Origin of the sequence: Inquilinus limosus (assembly GCF_002195995.1) — a bacterium.
GTDB lineage: Bacteria > Pseudomonadota > Alphaproteobacteria > DSM-16000 > Inquilinaceae > Inquilinus > Inquilinus limosus_C.
This window is the reverse complement of record NZ_NHON01000119.1, coordinates 1-15,724: the sequence shown is the minus strand read 5'-3', so window position 1 is coordinate 15,724 and position 15,724 is coordinate 1. Positions and strand designations below refer to the sequence as shown.

General features: G+C 70.9%; 19 protein-coding genes. 13 read left to right on the top strand and 6 right to left on the bottom strand.

What is annotated here, in order from left to right; all coding sequences use genetic code 11:
- Together BWR60_RS37835 and BWR60_RS32435 are read right to left on the bottom strand one after the other, a co-directional pair.
- Positions 1–199: hypothetical protein (locus BWR60_RS37835; protein WP_218823779.1), on the bottom strand; the 199-nt coding region annotated here is incomplete at its 3' end.
- 243 nt (positions 200–442) lie between these two features.
- On the bottom strand, positions 443–1,093 hold the full coding sequence (locus BWR60_RS32435; protein WP_088156845.1) for a class I SAM-dependent methyltransferase: 651 nt from the start codon (positions 1,091–1,093) through the stop codon (positions 443–445).
- Positions 1,094–1,219: 126 nt separating this feature from the next.
- On the opposite strand from BWR60_RS32435, the gene BWR60_RS37395 reads away from it, so the two are divergent.
- Positions 1,220–1,393 carry a hypothetical protein gene (locus tag BWR60_RS37395; RefSeq protein ID WP_161790509.1) on the top strand — a complete coding sequence of 58 codons (174 nt, stop codon included), beginning with the start codon at positions 1,220–1,222 and terminating at the stop codon, positions 1,391–1,393.
- On the top strand, positions 1,390–1,731 hold the full coding sequence (locus tag BWR60_RS32430; RefSeq protein WP_088156843.1) for a DUF488 domain-containing protein: 342 nt from the start codon (positions 1,390–1,392) through the stop codon (positions 1,729–1,731). Before BWR60_RS37395 ends, BWR60_RS32430 begins: the two co-directional genes overlap by 4 nt.
- Here the strand turns inward: BWR60_RS32430 and ubiA are convergent.
- Both ubiA and BWR60_RS32420 read right to left on the bottom strand, forming a co-directional pair.
- Complete coding sequence (gene ubiA / locus BWR60_RS32425; protein WP_088156841.1) at positions 1,728–2,666, bottom strand: 4-hydroxybenzoate octaprenyltransferase; 939 nt, start codon at positions 2,664–2,666, stop codon at positions 1,728–1,730. The genes BWR60_RS32430 and ubiA overlap by 4 nt on opposite strands.
- An 81-nt stretch (positions 2,667–2,747) precedes the next feature.
- Positions 2,748–3,710 carry a GlxA family transcriptional regulator gene (locus BWR60_RS32420; RefSeq protein WP_088156839.1) on the bottom strand — a complete coding sequence of 321 codons (963 nt, stop codon included), beginning with the start codon at positions 3,708–3,710 and terminating at the stop codon, positions 2,748–2,750.
- 84 nt (positions 3,711–3,794) lie between these two features.
- On the opposite strand from BWR60_RS32420, the gene BWR60_RS32415 reads away from it, so the two are divergent.
- Positions 3,795–4,478, top strand: a complete 684-nt coding sequence (locus tag BWR60_RS32415; RefSeq protein ID WP_088156837.1) for a DJ-1/PfpI family protein — start codon at positions 3,795–3,797, stop codon at positions 4,476–4,478.
- Between the two features lie 46 nt (positions 4,479–4,524).
- Here the strand turns inward: BWR60_RS32415 and BWR60_RS32410 are convergent, their stop codons facing one another.
- Positions 4,525–5,196: a hypothetical protein gene (locus BWR60_RS32410; RefSeq protein WP_088156835.1), complete on the bottom strand. Its 672-nt coding sequence runs from the start codon at positions 5,194–5,196 to the stop codon at positions 4,525–4,527.
- 243 nt (positions 5,197–5,439) lie between these two features.
- Between BWR60_RS32410 and BWR60_RS32405 the strand changes: the two genes are divergently transcribed.
- The 10 genes from BWR60_RS32405 (at position 5,440) to BWR60_RS32360 (ending at position 15,018) form a co-directional block, all read left to right on the top strand.
- Positions 5,440–6,198, top strand: coding sequence for a 16S rRNA (uracil(1498)-N(3))-methyltransferase (locus tag BWR60_RS32405; protein WP_088156833.1), 759 nt, complete (start codon positions 5,440–5,442; stop codon positions 6,196–6,198).
- A gap of 34 nt (positions 6,199–6,232) precedes the next feature.
- Positions 6,233–7,597: a glutamate--cysteine ligase gene (locus tag BWR60_RS32400; protein ID WP_088156831.1), complete on the top strand. Its 1,365-nt coding sequence runs from the start codon at positions 6,233–6,235 to the stop codon at positions 7,595–7,597.
- Between the two features lie 117 nt (positions 7,598–7,714).
- Positions 7,715–9,127: a circularly permuted type 2 ATP-grasp protein gene (locus BWR60_RS32395; protein ID WP_088156829.1), complete on the top strand. Its 1,413-nt coding sequence runs from the start codon at positions 7,715–7,717 to the stop codon at positions 9,125–9,127.
- Between the two features lie 31 nt (positions 9,128–9,158).
- Positions 9,159–10,097, top strand: coding sequence for an alpha-E domain-containing protein (locus tag BWR60_RS32390; protein WP_088156827.1), 939 nt, complete (start codon positions 9,159–9,161; stop codon positions 10,095–10,097).
- 13 nt (positions 10,098–10,110) lie between these two features.
- Positions 10,111–10,947 (top strand): transglutaminase family protein, encoded by an 837-nt coding sequence (locus BWR60_RS32385; protein ID WP_088156825.1) that lies wholly within the window; start codon positions 10,111–10,113, stop codon positions 10,945–10,947.
- 29 nt (positions 10,948–10,976) lie between these two features.
- Complete coding sequence (locus BWR60_RS32380) at positions 10,977–11,708, top strand: peptidase (RefSeq protein ID WP_088156823.1); 732 nt, start codon at positions 10,977–10,979, stop codon at positions 11,706–11,708.
- Between the two features lie 140 nt (positions 11,709–11,848).
- Complete coding sequence (locus BWR60_RS32375) at positions 11,849–12,130, top strand: hypothetical protein (RefSeq protein ID WP_144445839.1); 282 nt, start codon at positions 11,849–11,851, stop codon at positions 12,128–12,130.
- 164 nt (positions 12,131–12,294) lie between these two features.
- Positions 12,295–13,902 (top strand): carboxyl transferase domain-containing protein, encoded by a 1,608-nt coding sequence (locus BWR60_RS32370; protein WP_088156819.1) that lies wholly within the window; start codon positions 12,295–12,297, stop codon positions 13,900–13,902.
- A 7-nt stretch (positions 13,903–13,909) separates the two neighbouring features.
- The gene (locus BWR60_RS32365; protein WP_218823778.1) at positions 13,910–14,245 is read left to right on the top strand and encodes a hypothetical protein; all 336 of its coding nucleotides are present in this window, start codon (positions 13,910–13,912) and stop codon (positions 14,243–14,245) included.
- The gene (locus tag BWR60_RS32360) at positions 14,242–15,018 is read left to right on the top strand and encodes an enoyl-CoA hydratase-related protein (RefSeq protein WP_088156817.1); all 777 of its coding nucleotides are present in this window, start codon (positions 14,242–14,244) and stop codon (positions 15,016–15,018) included. Before BWR60_RS32365 ends, BWR60_RS32360 begins: the two co-directional genes overlap by 4 nt.
- Here the strand turns inward: BWR60_RS32360 and BWR60_RS32355 are convergent, their stop codons facing one another.
- Positions 15,019–15,399, bottom strand: a complete 381-nt coding sequence (locus BWR60_RS32355) for a cbb3-type cytochrome c oxidase subunit I (protein WP_218823777.1) — start codon at positions 15,397–15,399, stop codon at positions 15,019–15,021.
- Between the last annotated feature and the right edge of the window lie 325 nt (positions 15,400–15,724).

Here is a 15,724-nt window from a genome sequence, read left to right as displayed (position 1 = left end):
CCCCGGGGGCTCCGGCGACCCCGGCTCCGGCCACGCCGGCCACCCCCGCCGCGCCGGCTCCCGCGGTTCCCGCCGCGCCCGCGGCCCCGGCCGTGACCGAGCCTGTCGCCCCGGCGACTCCGGCGGCGCCGGTCACCCCGCCTCCGGCGACTGCTCCGGCCGCTCCCGCGACCACGACGCCGGCGGCCCCGACCACCAACTGAGGCGGTCCCCCATCACCCTCCCTTTCCCGAGGAGAGGGAGGGGGGGTATTGCTTCGCCTCTCCTTCGCGACCTTTTCGGAATTCCAACGCCGTCATTGCGAGCGCAGCGAAGCAATCCAGGGGCCGGTGCGCACCGCCCCTGGATTGCTTCGTCGGCTTCGCCTCCTCGCAATGACGGTTTGGGATGAGTGACAAGGATCCTTGCTCCAGGTGAGGGTGAGCCGCCCCCGCCGGAAGGCTCAGCCCGGCAGCACGCGCCAGACCACGGCCTCGCGCACGGCGCGGTCCTCGATCTCGACGCTGGTCGGCACCTGGTGGCGGGCGATCTCCTCCAGCCCGTCCTGCGGCCGATAGGCGCGGCCGGGGTCGCCCAGCAGCACGGTCTTGCCGGCGCCGGCCAGCGCCCGCAGCCAGGGCATGACCCGGTCCGACATCGGCTTCTCGTAGCAGACGTCGCCGGCGGTCACGATGTCGAACCCGTCCAGCGCGTCGCCGATCCGGTCGCCGCTGTCGGCCGCGACCGCGCAGCCATTGGCCGCCGCGTTCAGCCGGATCGCCGCCACGGCGATCGGGTCGATCTCCGCCGCCGTCACCGCGGCGGCACCGGCCCGGGACGCGGCCAGCGCGACGATGCCGGAGCCGGCGGCGAAGTCGAACACCCGCTTCCCGGCCACGCTGTCCGGACGGTCCAGGATGTGCCGCGCCACCGCCTGGCCGCCGACCCAGGCGAAGGCCCAGTAGGGCGGCGGCAGGCCGGTGCGGCGCAGCGTCTCCTCGGTCGCCTGCCACAGCGGCGTCACCTCGGTGGCGAGGTGCAGCACCAGCTCGGGCAGCAGGGGCGTGCGGGTCGGCGCCGTGTTGGCGCGGATGAAGGCGTCGATGTCGTCCATGGCCGCCCTTCCTATCCTGCAAGGCGGCGTTGAGCCACGGACTCTTGATGTCGCGCGCCGGAATGCGGAAGATTCGGGGCAATGGCGGCGGCGCAGACCGTCGCTGCAGATGAGGAAACGAGTGAGATGGCGACCCGCCATGCCCCGGCCCGGCCGAAGGACGGCCCGGCCGAAGAGGAGATCGGGGAGTGTAGCTCCCCGCCCTGCTACCTGCATGAGATCGACCCGGCCTATGCCGGGCTGGACCCGAAGCCGAAGGCCGAGCCCAAGCCGCGGAAGCGCGGCGAGGCGGGCTCATGATCCGGGTCAAGCGCGTCTACGACCCGCCCGAGGAGGGCGACGGTTTCCGCGTTCTGGTTGACCGGCTGTGGCCGCGCGGCCTGACCAAGGACGAGGCCGCGCTCGACCTCTGGCTCAAGACCGTGGCCCCGAGCGACGAGCTGCGCCGCTGGCTGCATTCCGCGCCGGAGAAATGGCCGGAATTCTGCCATCGCTACACGGCCGAGCTGGACGCTCATCCCAATGCGGTGGCCTTCCTGCGGCAGAAGAGCAAGGACGGCTGGGTCACGCTGCTCTATGCCAGCCGTGACGAGCGGCAGAACAACGCCATCGCCTTGGCGAAGTATCTCGGCGGCTAGGCGATGGCCCGTCCGGCGACAAGCCCGGCCAGCACCAGCAGGCCGAACCAGCGGTTCGAGTTGAACTTGGCCAGGCAGTCGGCCGGTCGGTCGGGCACCAGCGTCGCCACCTGCCAGGCCAGCTGCGCCGCGGCAAGGGCCAGCGGCACCAGGAAGGGCAGGGGCGCCAGCCCGGCCAGGAGGCCGGCGGCGCCGATGCCGAGCACGGTCAGCGCGTAGAAGCCGGCGACCCAGCGCCGGGTGGCGCCGCCGAACAGCCGGGCGGTCGATTTGAGGCCGATGCGGGCGTCGTCCTCGATGTCCTGCAGCGCGTAGATCGTGTCGTAGCCCAGGGTCCAGCAGATGCCGGCGGCGAACAGGATCAGCGACGGCAGGGCCAGCCCGCCGGTCACCGCGGTCCAGCCGACCAGCGCGCCCCAGTTGAAGGCCAGGCCCAGGAAGAATTGCGGCCACCAGGTGATCCGCTTCATCAGCGGATAGGTGAAGACCACCAGCAGCGAGGCGATGCCCAGCCCGACGGTGGTGCTGTTGAACTGGACCAGGATCAGGAAGCCCACCAGCAGCTGGGCGATCAGGAACAGCACCGCCTGGGTCGGGCTGACCGCGCCGCTGGGGATCGGGCGGGTGCGGGTGCGCGCCACCCGGCCGTCGAAGTCGCGGTCCAGGATGTCGTTCACCGTGCAGCCGGCGCCGCGCATCACCAGCGCGCCGATGCCGAACAGCACGGCGTACCAGAGATCGGTCCAGCCGAACCCCGCCCCCTCGACTCCAATGGGCCTGGGCGCCATCGCCAGCCCCCACCAGCAGGGGTAGAGCAGCAGCATGACCGGCTTCGGCCGGTCCAGCCGGGCCAGGGTCAGGTAGGGCCGGACGCCGGGCGGCGCCCAGCGGAGCAGCCGGCTCTGGGTCCGGATGTCGGAGGCGGTGTCGGTCATGGTCCTGTCGCCGATGGCGCGTGCTGGCGCATCAGTACCGCCGTTGCGGGCCGCCGGCAAAGGCCGAGATCGACGCTGCGCTCAAGGATGCATCGCCGGCGCCGAGCCGCGCCGGCCGCGCCGCATCGCCTGAGGCGGCTGGCCGAAGCAGCGCAGGAAGGCCCGGCGCATCCGTTCCGGATCGCTGAAGCCGACATCGCGCGCGATCGCTTCGATCGGCTCGGCGCCGTCCTCGATCCGCGGCCGGGCCGCCTCGGCCCGCAGCCGCTCCACCGCCTTGGCCGGGGTCTGTCCGGTCTCGGCCAGGAAGGCGCGGCCGAACTGGCGCGGGCTCAGGCACGCCGCCTCGGCCAGGCGATCGACGGGAAGCGGCTCGCGCAGATGCTCGCGCGCGAAGCCCAGCGCGGCCTGGATCCGGTCCGAGGCCGGGGCGAGGTCGAGCAGGGCGGAGAACTGCGACTGGCCGCCGGGCCGGCGGTGATAGACCACCAGGGTCCGGGCCACGGCACGGGCGGCGTCGACGCCCAGATCCTCCTCGATCAGCGCCAGCGCCAGGTCGATGCCGGCGGTGATCCCGGCCGAGGACCAGACCGGGCCGTCCCTGACGAAGATCCGGTCCGCCTCGACCCGCACCCGCGGGTGCAGCCGCTGCAGCGCCGCCGCCTGCAGCCAATGGGTGGTGGCGCGCCGTCCGTCCAGCAGGCCGGCCGCGGCCAGCAGGAAGGCGCCGGTGCAGACGCTGGTGACCCGCCGGGCCGCGGTCGCGCCGCGGATGAAGCCGAGCAGCGGCGCCGAGTCCAGCGCCTGCGCCACCCCGCGGCCGCCGACGGCCACCAGCGTGTCCAGTGGCTCGCCGTCCAGGGGCTCGGTCAGCACCGGCAGGCCGGCGGAGCTCGCCACCGCGCCGCCCCGTTCTGAGATCACCCGCAGCCGGTAGGGCGGCGGCGCGCGGTCCCGCGACGCGGTGTCGAAGGCCGCCAGCGGCCCGGACAGGTCGAGGATGTTGAAGCCGGGGAAGACCAGGAAGCCGATCGCGCGAGTCATGGCTGTAAACGAGGGAACAATGTCGTTTCAGACATCACCCTGCGTCGCGATACTGAGGGCTGTCAATCCCGTCCGGAGGCCGCCATGGACACCGTCATCGTCTTCCCGATCTATCCCGGGGTCACCCATCTCGATTTCACCGGCCCGCACCAGGTGCTGGCCCGGCTGCCCGGCGCCAGGACCGTCGTCGCCTCGCTGGGCGGCGAGCCGGTGACGGTCGACGGGCTGACCTTCGCCGGCCTGGCCCGGCTGGAGGAGGTGGAGCCCTGCGACGTGCTGTGCGTGCCGGGCGGCTTCGGCTGCGTCGACGCCATGCGCAGCGACGCGTTCCTGGGCGAGATCCGCCGGCTGGCCGCCACGGCCCGCTATGTCACCTCGGTCTGCACCGGGTCGCTGATCCTGGCGGCCGCCGGGCTGCTGGAAGGCAGGCGGGCGGCCAGCCACTGGGCCTGGCGCGACCAGCTGGCCCTGTTCGGCGCGATCCCCGATCCCGGCCGCGTGGTCCGCGACGGCAATGTGTTCACCGGCGGCGGCGTCACGGCCGGCATCGACTTCGCCCTGACCCTCGCGGCCGAGCTGGCGGATGAGGCGACGGCGCAGGCGATCCAGCTGTCGCTCGAATACGCGCCGGCGCCGCCCTTCGATTCCGGCCGCCCCGAGACCGCGGCGCCGGAGATCGTCGAGCTGGTCACCGCGCGCAACCGCGCCCGCATGCCGGACCGCCAGGCGATCATCGAGCAGGTGGCCCGGGAGCGCCGCCGGGCCTGAGGCCGGCCTTGCGAACCGAACTTATGCGTTTGCGCCGGCCCGGGCCTCAGCCGCTGTCCGGTCCCGGCGGCCTCGGCGGAGGCCGGGTGAGGGCGGGCGCATCCGCAGGGCGGACCCAGCCTTGCATGGGCCTTCGTCCCGCAGTCCCCGTCCTGGTCCTGCCGGGCACCTCCAGGGTCCCGGCGACGGCCGCGGCGATCGCGGTCCGGTCGGGCGGGATGCCGAGGGCGCGGCACAGGCTGCGGATCAGGTCTTCGATCGGCAGGGCCCTGTCGGCCCTGTCGCGGCCGTCGGCATGGTCGCCGGCCAGCCGGTCCCAGAGATCGGCGATCTGCCGGTCCCGCGTGTCGGGATCGGCGGTCGCGGCCGCGATGGCGCCGGTGACGCCCTGGGCGACGCGGCGGCGGCGGTCGGCCGCCAGGGCCACGCGCTCGTCCCGGTCCTGCTCGATCCCACGCTGGGCCTCCTCCCGCTGCTGGCGCAGCCTGGCCCGCAGCGCGATGGCACGGCGGATGCCGAGAAAGAGGCGGCTGAAATGAGTTTCGGCCTTGCCGGCGCGGTCGAGGTCGTCGGCCTGCAGGGCGGCGATGGCGTCCGCCTGGAACGCCCGCGCCATCGCCATGCCGAGCTCGATCAGGCCGGACAGGATCGCGTCATCGGCCTCGTCCGGATCCGGCGGGGCAGCGATCTCAGTCTCGGTCCTGGTAATATCGGCCATCCGATGATGAGAACATATAGGGAACATAAAGTCAAGAGGCTTCGGTCCTGTCACGGCAAGGAGGTGAAGCGGACGAAGCCATCCGGGGGCCGGGTTGCGATGACGGTGCCTGGAATTCTGAAGGTCCTGCAGGCGGGAGAGGCAACGCGAAGGCATCCGGCATCGCATTGCTTGCAACCGAGTGCCCCGTTGTCCTCCCAAGGACACGTTGCCGGGTGCCCGGCCAGCGGCTAGCGTCCGCGCATGACCTCCGACGCCCTGCCGCGCACCCGCCTGCATGTCGATGCCCCCCTCGGGGAGGGGCGGGCCGTGGCCTTGTCCGAACCTCAGGCGCATCACCTGCGCGGGGTGCTGCGCCTGGCCCCCGGCGCGGGGCTGCGCCTGTTCAACCCGCGCGACGGTGAGTGGCTGGCGCGGCTCGAGACGCTGACCAAGGCCGGCGGCTCGGCCCTGGCGGAACGGCGGCTGCGCCCGCCGGCCCCCGCGCCGGACCTCTGGCTGTGCTTCGCCCCGGTGAAGAAGGATGCGATCGACGCGGTGGTGGAGAAGGGGACCGAGCTCGGCGCCGCCGTGCTGCAGCCGGTCTTCACCCGCTTCACCGACGTCCAGCGCGTCAATCTCGACCGGCTGCGCGCCCATGCCGTGGCCGCGGCCGAGCAATGCGAGCGGCTGGACGTGCCGGAGGTGCGCGACCCGGTCGGGCTCGACGCCCTGCTGGCCGGCTGGCCCGCGGGGCGGATCCTGCTGGTCTGCGCCGAAGCCGGCGCCGCGCGCCCCCTGGCCGAGGCCGCGGCGGAAGCAGCCGGTCCCGCCGCGCTGCTGGTCGGCCCGGAAGGCGGCTTCGCGCCGGCGGAGCTGGATGCCCTGATTCGTCACGAATTTGTTCGACCGGTCGGCCTCGGCCCTCGTATTCTGCGCGCCGACACGGCGGCCATCGCCGCGCTCGCGGTCTGGCAATCCCTGGCCGGCGACGGGCGCGGCCGGCCGCCGCATCGCGTCTGATACCCCGCTTATCCCGACACCCGAGTACTCGCCCATGTCCGGTCCCCAGAGCGCCAGCGCCGCACCGATCGAGAGCAAGGCGCAGCTCGTCGACTATCTCGCCGCCGGGTCGAAGCCGCCCGAGGACTGGCGCATCGGCACCGAGCACGAGAAGTTCGCCTTCCGCCTGTCGGACCTGAAGCCGCTGCCCTTTGACGGGCCGGACGGCATCCGCGCCGTGCTCGAGGGCCTGGCCGGCTGCGGCTGGGAGCGGGTGGAGGAGAACGGCAACCTGATCGCGTTGGCCCGCGACAAGGCCTCGGTGACGCTGGAGCCGGGCGGCCAGGTCGAGCTGTCGGGCGCGCCGCTGCGCAGCATCCACGACACCTGCGCCGAGGTGGCGGACCACCTGGCGCTGGTGAAGAAGGTCGGGGCGCAGCTCGGCATCGGCATGATCGGCCTGGGCTTCCAGCCGAAATGGCGGCGCGAGGACATCCCCTGGATGCCCAAGGGCCGCTACAAGATCATGCGCGACTACATGCCGAAGCGCGGCTCGCTCGGCCTCGACATGATGACCCGCACCTGCACGGTGCAGGTCAATCTCGACTTCGCCTCCGAAGCCGACATGGTGAAGAAGTTCCGGGCCAGCCTGGCGCTGCAGCCGATCGCCACGGCGCTGTTCGCCAACTCGCCCTTCACCGAGGGCAAGCCGAACGGCTTCCAGAGCATGCGCAGCCATATCTGGACCGACACGGATCCCGACCGCACCGGCGACCTGCCCTTCGTGTTCGAGGAGGGCTTCGGCTTCGAGCGCTATGTCGACTACCTGCTCGACGTGCCGATGTACTTCGTCTACCGCGACGGCCGCTACATCGACGCCGCCGGCCACAGCTTCCGCGACTTCCTCAAGGGCAAGCTGGCGGTCTATCCGGGCCAGCTGCCGACGCTGAACGACTGGGCCGACCACCTGACCACCGCCTTCCCCGAGGTGCGGCTGAAGAAGTTCCTGGAGATGCGTGGCGCCGATGGCGGGCCGTGGTCGCGCCTGTGCGCCCTGCCGGCGCTCTGGGTCGGGCTGCTCTATGACGGCACGGCGCTGGACGCCGCCTGGGACCTGGTCAAGGACTGGACCACGGAAGAACGGGCGGCGCTGCGCCGCGACGTGCCGCGGCTCGGCCTCGCCACCCCGTTCCGCGGCGGCACGGTGCGCGACGTGGCGCTGCGGGTGCTGGCGATCGCCCGCCAGGGCCTCGCCGCCCGGGCCCACACCGACGCGATCGGCGGCACCGAGGAGGGCTTCCTCAACGATCTGCAGCGCATCGCCGACAGCGGCGAGACCCAGGCGTCGGAGATGCTGCGCCGCTACGAGACCGAATGGGGCGGCTCGGTCGACCCGGTCTTCACCGCCTACGCCTATTGATCCGGCAAGCCTTGCTGGAATTTTAGGCATTCCCCGCGAGGCGCCGCAGAATTTTGCTTGCGATCCATGGCACATGCCTTGCTTGATGGTTTCGTCGAGCAGGGACGTGCCGGAGGAATGGTGCAGGCATTCGACGAGATGGGCAGCGGACCGGTCCGGTCCCCCTATGCGGCCCTGGCGGATTGGCTGGCGGCGACGCCGGCCTCGGTCTTCGATCTCAAGCGCCGGGAGGCGGCGGCGCTGTTCCGCCGCATCGGCATCACCTTCGCGGTCTATGGCGAGGGCGGCGATCCCGAGCGGCTGATCCCCTTCGACATCATGCCCCGGGTGCTCGACGCCGCCGAGTGGCGGCATCTCGAGCAGGGGCTGGTGCAGCGGGTGAAGGCGCTCAACGCCTTCCTGCACGACGTCTATCACGACCAGGAGATCCTGCGCGCCGGCCAGGTGCCGGAGCGGCTGGTGCTGCACAACCCCGGCTACCTGCCGGAGATGCAGGGGCTGGATCCGCCCGGCGGCATCTACACCCACATCGCCGGCATCGACATCGTCCGGGTCGGGCCGAACGACTTCTATGTGCTGGAGGACAATGCCCGGACCCCGTCCGGCGTCTCCTACATGCTGGAAGGCCGCGAGATGATGATGCGGCTGTTCCCGGACCTGTTCGCTCGGCACAGCGTGGCGCCGGTCGAGCATTACCCGCAGGAGCTGCTGGCGACGCTGACATCGGTGGCGCCGCGCAATTGCGAGGGCGAGCCGACGGTCGCCCTCCTGACCCCCGGCATCTACAACAGCGCCTATTTCGAGCACAGCTTCCTGGCCGACCGCATGGGCATCGAGCTGGTCGAGGGGCCGGACCTGTTCGTGCGCGACGCCGTGGTCTACATGCGCACCACCCGCGGGCCGAAGCGGGTCGACGTGATCTACCGCCGGATCGACGACGACTTCATCGACCCGCTGGTGTTCAACCCGGATTCGGTGCTCGGCGTCCCTGGCCTGTATCACGCCTACCGCGCCGGCAACGTCTCCCTGGCCAACGCCATGGGCACCGGCATCGCCGACAACAAGGCGATGTACATCCACGTCCCGGCGATGATCCGCTTCTATCTGGGCGAGGAGCCGATCCTGAAGAACGTCCCGACCTGGGACTGCTCCAAGCCCGACGAATGCGCCCATGTCCTGGCCAACCTGGCGGAGCTGGTGGTCAAGGAGGTGGCGGGGTCGGGTGGCTACGGCATGCTGGTCGGGCCGACCGCCAGCCGGGCCGAGCGCGAGGCCTATGCCGAGCGGGTCAAGGCGCAGCCCGACCTGTTCATCGCCCAGCCGACCCTGGCGCTGTCGACCTGCCCGACCTTCGTCGAGCAGGGCGTGGCGCCGCGCCATGTCGATCTTCGCCCCTTCGTCCTGACCGGCCAGGACCAGGTCCGGATCGTGCCGGGCGGGCTGACCCGGGTGGCGCTGCGCGAAGGCTCGCTGGTGGTCAATTCCAGCCAGGGAGGCGGCACCAAGGACACCTGGGTGCTGACGGCATGACGGTGCAGGACATCAAGGCAGGACGATCGGGATGCTGAGCCGCACCGCCGACAGCCTCTACTGGCTCGGCCGCTACATCGAGCGCGCCGAGAACCTGGCCCGCATCCTGGAGGTGGCCGACCGCATGGCGCTGACGCCGAACAGCGGCGGCGCGCGGCAGGACGAATGGCATTCCGCCGTCGTCATCTCCGGCTGCCAGGAGGGGTTCTACAAGACGCATGAGCGGGCGACCCCGGCCGCCGTGGTCGACTACATCGCCCGCAGCCCCGACAACCCGACCAGCATCCGCTCCTGCCTGCAGCGGGCGCGGGCCAACGGGCGGGCGGTGCGCGCGGCGCTGACCCGGCCGATGTGGGAGACGCTGAACGCCACCTGGCTGGACCTCGATTCCCGCGAGGGGCGGATCGCCGGCGGCGACCTGCGCGACCTGCTGGAATGGGTGAAGGAGCGGGCGCTGCTGTTCCACGGCGCCGTCGCCGACACCATGCTGCGCGACGACGCCCATATCTTCCTGCAGCTCGGCACCATGCTGGAGCGGGCCGACAACACCGCCCGGCTGCTCGACGTGAAGTACCATGTGCTGCTGCCGGCGAATGAGGAGGTCGGCGGCGGCCTCGACTTCTACCAGTGGACGGCGATCCTGCGCGGCGCCTCCGCGCTCGGCAGCTACTCCTACCTCTATCGCGACGGCATCAAGCCCTGGCAGGTGGCCGAGCTCCTGATCCTGCGGCCGGAGATGCCGCGGTCGCTGGCCGGCTGCCTCGGCGAGATGGTCGAGCTGCTGGGCGAGCTGGCCGACCTCTACGGCCGCAAGCATGAATGCCAGCGGCTGGCCGGGGAGATGCATTCGCGCTTGCGCTACGGCCGGATCGACACGATCTTCTCGACCGGATTGCACGAATACCTGACCGCGTTCATCCAGCAGAACAACATCCTCGGCCTCGAGGTCAGCAAGGCCTATCTGATCTGATCCGCCTCGGCCCATGCGCCTCCTGATCCGCCACGAGACCCGCTACCGCTACGACAGCCCGGTCAGCCGCACCCTGCAGACGCTGCGCCTGACGCCCCAGTCGCATGACGGGCAGGAGGTGCTGCGCTGGCGGGTGGTGCCGCCGGCCGGGGCGACTCTCGCGACCGGCGAGGACGGCTACGGCAACATCGTCGACATGCTGTCGCTGGAGCGGCCGCACGATGCCCTGACCCTGCTGGTCGAGGGCGAGGTCGAGACCCGCGACACCCATGGCGTCGTCACCGGGACGCAGGAGCGGTTCCCGGCCGCCTTCTACCTGCGCTCCTCGCCGCTGGCCGGCACGGACGCGGCGCTGGTCGCGCTGGCGGAAGAGGTGGCCGCCGGTGGGCGCGAGCCGCTGGCCCTGGCCCATGCCCTGATGCGGGCGGTGCATGGCCGGATCGCCTTCCAGCCCGGCCTGACCCATGCCGCCACCACCGCGGCCGAGGCGCTGGCCGCCGGCACCGGCGTCTGCCAGGACCACACCCATGTGTTCCTCGCCTGCGCCCGCCATCTCGGCCTGCCGGCCCGTTATGTCTCGGGCTATCTGTTGATGGCCGACGGCAGCGTCGAGCAGGCGGCGGGCCATGCCTGGGCGGAAGCCTTCATCGACGGGCTCGGCTGGGTCGGCTTCGACGCCGCCAACGGAATCTGCCCGACCGAGCATTATGTCCGGGTCGCCATCGGCCTCGACTACCGCGACGCCGCGCCGGTCCGCGGCCTGCGCCAGGGCGGCGGCGCCGAGGCGCTGGAGGTCGTGATCCGCGTCGGTGAGCTGCAAACCCAGGCCCAGACCCAGGCGCAGGCCTGATCCTTCACGATGATCCCGGACCGCTTCGCATGACCTACTGCCTCGGCCTGCTGCTCGAAGAGGGGCTGGTGATGATCGCCGACACCCGCACCAATGCCGGGGTCGACAACATCTCGACCTTCCGCAAGATGCACATCTGGGAGCGGCCGGGCGACCGGGTGATGGTCCTGCTCACCGCCGGCAACCTCGCCGTCACCCAGTCCGTGGTTGCCCTGCTGTCCGAGGCGGTCGACGCCGATGACGGGCGCGAGAGCCTGGCCACCGCGCCGTCGATGTTCCGCTGCGCCGAGCTGGTGGGCGAGGCGGTGCGCGCGGTCTGGAACCGCGACGGCCCGGCGATGGAGCAGCATGCCGGCGGCTTCAACGCCTCCTTCCTGCTCGGCGGCCAGATCGCCGGGCGCCGCTGCCGCCTGTTCGAGATCTACCAGGCCGGCAACTTCATCGAGGCGACGGCCGACACGCCCTATCTGCAGATCGGCGAGCACAAATACGGCAAGCCGATCCTCGACCGCGCCGCGCGGTTCGAGACGCCGCTGATCGACGGTCTCAAGCTCGGCCTGGTGTCGATGGATTCGACGCTGCGCAGCAACCTGTCGGTCGGGCTGCCGATCGACATCGCGCTGTACCGCCGCGACGCGCTGGAGCTGGCCCTGCGCAAGCGGGTCGGCGAGGACGACCCCTACTTCTCCGGCCTGCGCCAGCGCTGGTCCGATGCCCTGCGGCAGGCCTATCAGGCCATCCCCAACCCGGATTGGGCATGACCAGGCGAATCGAGGCGGGAACTATTTAGCAGGTTTCAAGGTTGAAATTGATGGGAGCCTGAACCACCCTTCCGGTGTTGTATCGGGGTAATGCCGCGTCTGCGGCCAGACCGATAATGATAAAAGAGGAGTTTAGTGCCATGCGCATCGCGCTTCGTAGAACCGCCCTGCTTTCCGGTTTCGCTGCGCTCCTGGCGCTTGGCGCCTGCGCCCAGCCGCAGGAGCCTGCGGCCGTGGCAGGCGGCACTCCGGCGGCGCCGTCGGCGCTGCCCGCCAATGTGGCGCCGGGCTCGACCCTCGAAAGCTCGACCACCGAGGTTGGGCCGAACGGCCAACTCGTCAACCGCTATGTCTATCGCGCGCCGAACCAACTCATCACCAATGGCCCGCAGTGCACCAAGGGCGACCCGCAGTGCCCGTGATCGGTCCGGCGCTCTGAAAGCGGCTGGAAGGGGAAAAGGGGGCTTCGGCCCCCTTTCTTGTCGGACATGACGCGACGACCTTCCGGCAATAATCTTTCTGCCCTTGCCCGGACCCATTCATCCCGGCATGGTGCGCGGCATCCTTGGCTCGAGCTGGAGCGCCCATGCCCGTGCTGAACAGCGCGGCCGACACCCGGTCCGCCGCCTTCCGCGACAACGAGACGGCCATGCGCACGGCCGTCGACGACCTGCAATCGACCGTGGCCCGGATCAAGCTGGGCGGCGGCCAGGCGGCCCGCGACCGCCATGTCGGCCGCGGCAAGCTGCTGCCTCGCGAGCGGATCCGCGCGCTGCTCGACCCCGGCGCGCCGTTCCTGGAGCTGTCGCAGCTGGCCGGCCACGACGTCTATCGCGACGACGTCCCGGCCGCCGGCATCATCACCGGCATCGGCCCGGTCTCCGGCCAGGAATGCGTGATCGTCGTCAACGACGCGACGGTGAAGGGCGGCACCTATTACCCGCTGACGGTGAAGAAGCACCTGCGGGCGCAGGAGATCGCGCGCGAGAACAACCTGCCCTGCCTCTATCTGGTCGATTCCGGCGGCGCCTTCCTGCCGCTGCAGGACCAGGTCTTCCCCGACCGCGACCATTTCGGCCGGATCTTCTACAACCAGGCGACGATGTCGGCCGCCGGCATCCCGCAGATCGCGGTGGTGATGGGCTCCTGCACCGCCGGCGGCGCCTATGTCCCGGCGATGTCGGACGAATCCATCATCGTCAAGGGCCAGGGCACCATCTTCCTCGGCGGCCCGCCGCTGGTGAAGGCCGCGACCGGCGAGGAGGTGTCGGCCGAGGATCTCGGTGGCGCCGACGTGCACAGCCGCATCTCCGGCGTCACCGACCACTACGCCCAGGACGACCACCATGCCCTGGCCATCGCCCGCCGCATCGTCGCCGACCTGAACCGGGTCAAGCGCCCGGCCCTGGCGCTGCGCGACCCGGCGGAGCCGCTGTACCCGGCCGCCGACCTCTACGGCATCGTCGGCACCGACCTGCGGAAGCCCTTCGACGTGCGCGAGGTGATCGCGCGCCTGGTCGACGGGTCGGAGTTCGACGAGTTCAAGGCGCTGTACGGCACCACGCTGGTCTGCGGCTTCGCCCATCTCTGGGGCATCCCGGTGGGCATTGTCGCCAACAACGGCATCCTGTTCTCGGAAAGCGCGCTGAAGGGGGCGCATTTCGTCGAGCTGTGCTGCCAGCGCGGCATCCCGCTGCTGTTCCTGCAGAACATCACCGGCTTCATGGTCGGCTCGAAATACGAGCGCGGCGGCATCGCCAAGGACGGCGCCAAGCTGGTCACCGCCGTGGCCTCCGCCCAGGTGCCGAAGCTGACCCTGATGATCGGCGGCAGCTTCGGCGCCGGCAATTACGGCATGTGCGGGCGCGCCTACGGGCCGCGCTTCCTGTTCATGTGGCCGAACGCCCGGATCTCGGTGATGGGCGGCGAGCAGGCGGCCAACGTCCTGGCCCAGGTGCGGCGCGACGGCATCGAGGCCAAGGGCGAGACCTGGCCGCAGGCGGAGGAGGAGGCGTTCAAGGCGCCGATCCGCGACCAGTACGAGACGCAGGGCCATCCCTACTATGCCTCGGCCCGGCTGTGGGACGACGGGGTGATCGACCCGGCGGACAGCCGGCGGGTGCTGGCCTTGGCGCTGTCGGCGTCGCTGAACGCGCCGATCGAGCCGACCCGCTTCGGCGTGTTCCGGATGTGACGGGGATATGATGATCCTGTACGACCTGCTGCGCGGCCGCCAGGCGGTGTTCGAGTCGCAGAGCTTCTTCGAATGGCTCGGCGAGGCGCTGGGCACGCTGATCCACTTCATCATCCGCGTCGTCCGCGGCGTGTTCGGCGGCATCAGCGGCGCCGTGAACGATTTCCTCGACGGCATGGCCCGGGCCATCGGGATGAACAGCTCGATCTTCTCCTTCGCGCTGCTGATCCTCGGCCTGTTCCTGCTGTACACCTCCGTCCGCGCCTTCATCGCCCGGTCGATCGTGGCCGGCGTGGTCTGGGCGCTGCTGGGCCTTCTGGTGCTGAGCTGGGTGGTGCGATGAGCGCGGTCCGGATCGAGATCGGGAACGGCGTCGGCACGGTTGTGATGGACCGGCCGGACCGCCACAACGCCTTCGACGAGCACGTCATCGCCGAGCTGACGGCGGGCTTCGCCAGGCTGGGCGCCGACGACTCCGTTCGTGCCGTGGTGCTGCGCGGTGCCGGCAAGAGCTTCTCGGCCGGCGCCGATCTCGACTGGATGCGCCGCATGGCGGCCTATGACGAGGCCGCCAACCTGGCCGATGCCAAGGCCCTGGCGGCGCTGATGCGCACCATCGACACGCTGCCCAAGCCGACGGTCGCCCTGGTCCATGGCGCGGCCTATGGCGGCGGGGTCGGCCTCGTCGCCTGCTGCGACATCGCCATCGCCACCGAGGCTGCCGCATTCTCGCTGTCCGAGGTCAAGCTCGGCCTGATCCCGGCGGTGATCAGCCCCTATGTGGTGCGCGCCATCGGCGCCCGCGCCGCGCGCCGCTATTTCCTGACCGCCGAACGCTTCGACGCGGTGGAGGCCCGGCGCCTGGGCCTGGTGCATGAGCTGGTGTCGGGCGACGGGCTGGAGGAGGCGGCCCGGCAGGTCCTGGCGGCGCTGCGCGGCAACGGCCCGGCGGCGGTGCGGGCGGCCAAGGATCTGGTCGCCGCCGTGGCCGGCAAGGCGCCCGCCGAGGTCGAGGACGATTGCGCCCGCCGCATCGCCGCGATCCGCGCCGGCGACGAAGGCAAGGAAGGCGTCGCCGCCTTCCTGGAGAAGCGCAAGCCGTCCTGGCTGGCCTGATCAGGCCGCGGTGGGCGCGTTCCAGGCCCGCACGACATTGACCAGGAACAGCAGCATCGAGGCCAGCGTCAGCAGCGAGCCGATGATCACCACGGCCTGCTGCTCCTGCGTTATCGCGAGATAGATGCCGGCCGGCAGCAGGATGGCACCGGCGGCCGCGACCCAGAAATGGATGACGGCCAGCGCGCCCGTCCTGGCGAAGCCCAGCCGGTAGCCCACCCCGAACAGGGCGAGCGAGACCCAGCCGACGAGATTGATATGGGCGTGCACCGGCACCAACTGGAAGTCATGGGCCATGCCCATCTGGATTCCCAGCAGCATGCCGGCCAGCGCCATCAGCACGGCCAGGATGAAGAACGCTCTGTCGATGCTGCGCATCATGTCCCCTCATTGATCGATGGCGGCCGGATCGATCCCGGCCTGCCCAGCCGCACCGGAGGATGCGTCGCGCCGCCCGTGCCGGCCTGTTACCGGCGGCACAGGCGGCGGCCCATCCCCATCCCCTCCGGGTGCGTCTCCAGTCTCGTTGGAACGACGGCACGCAGCATCCCCCGAGGATTAGAGCGGAATGAGGTTGGTTAGAATCGGAAGGGGATTCCCAGGGGCGAGGGAATGTGATTCACCATGCTGGCTGGGAGGAGGCCAGCCTGGATGGGTAAACCGTGCTCGATGGATCTCCGTGAGCGAGTGGTGCGGGCGGTGGAGC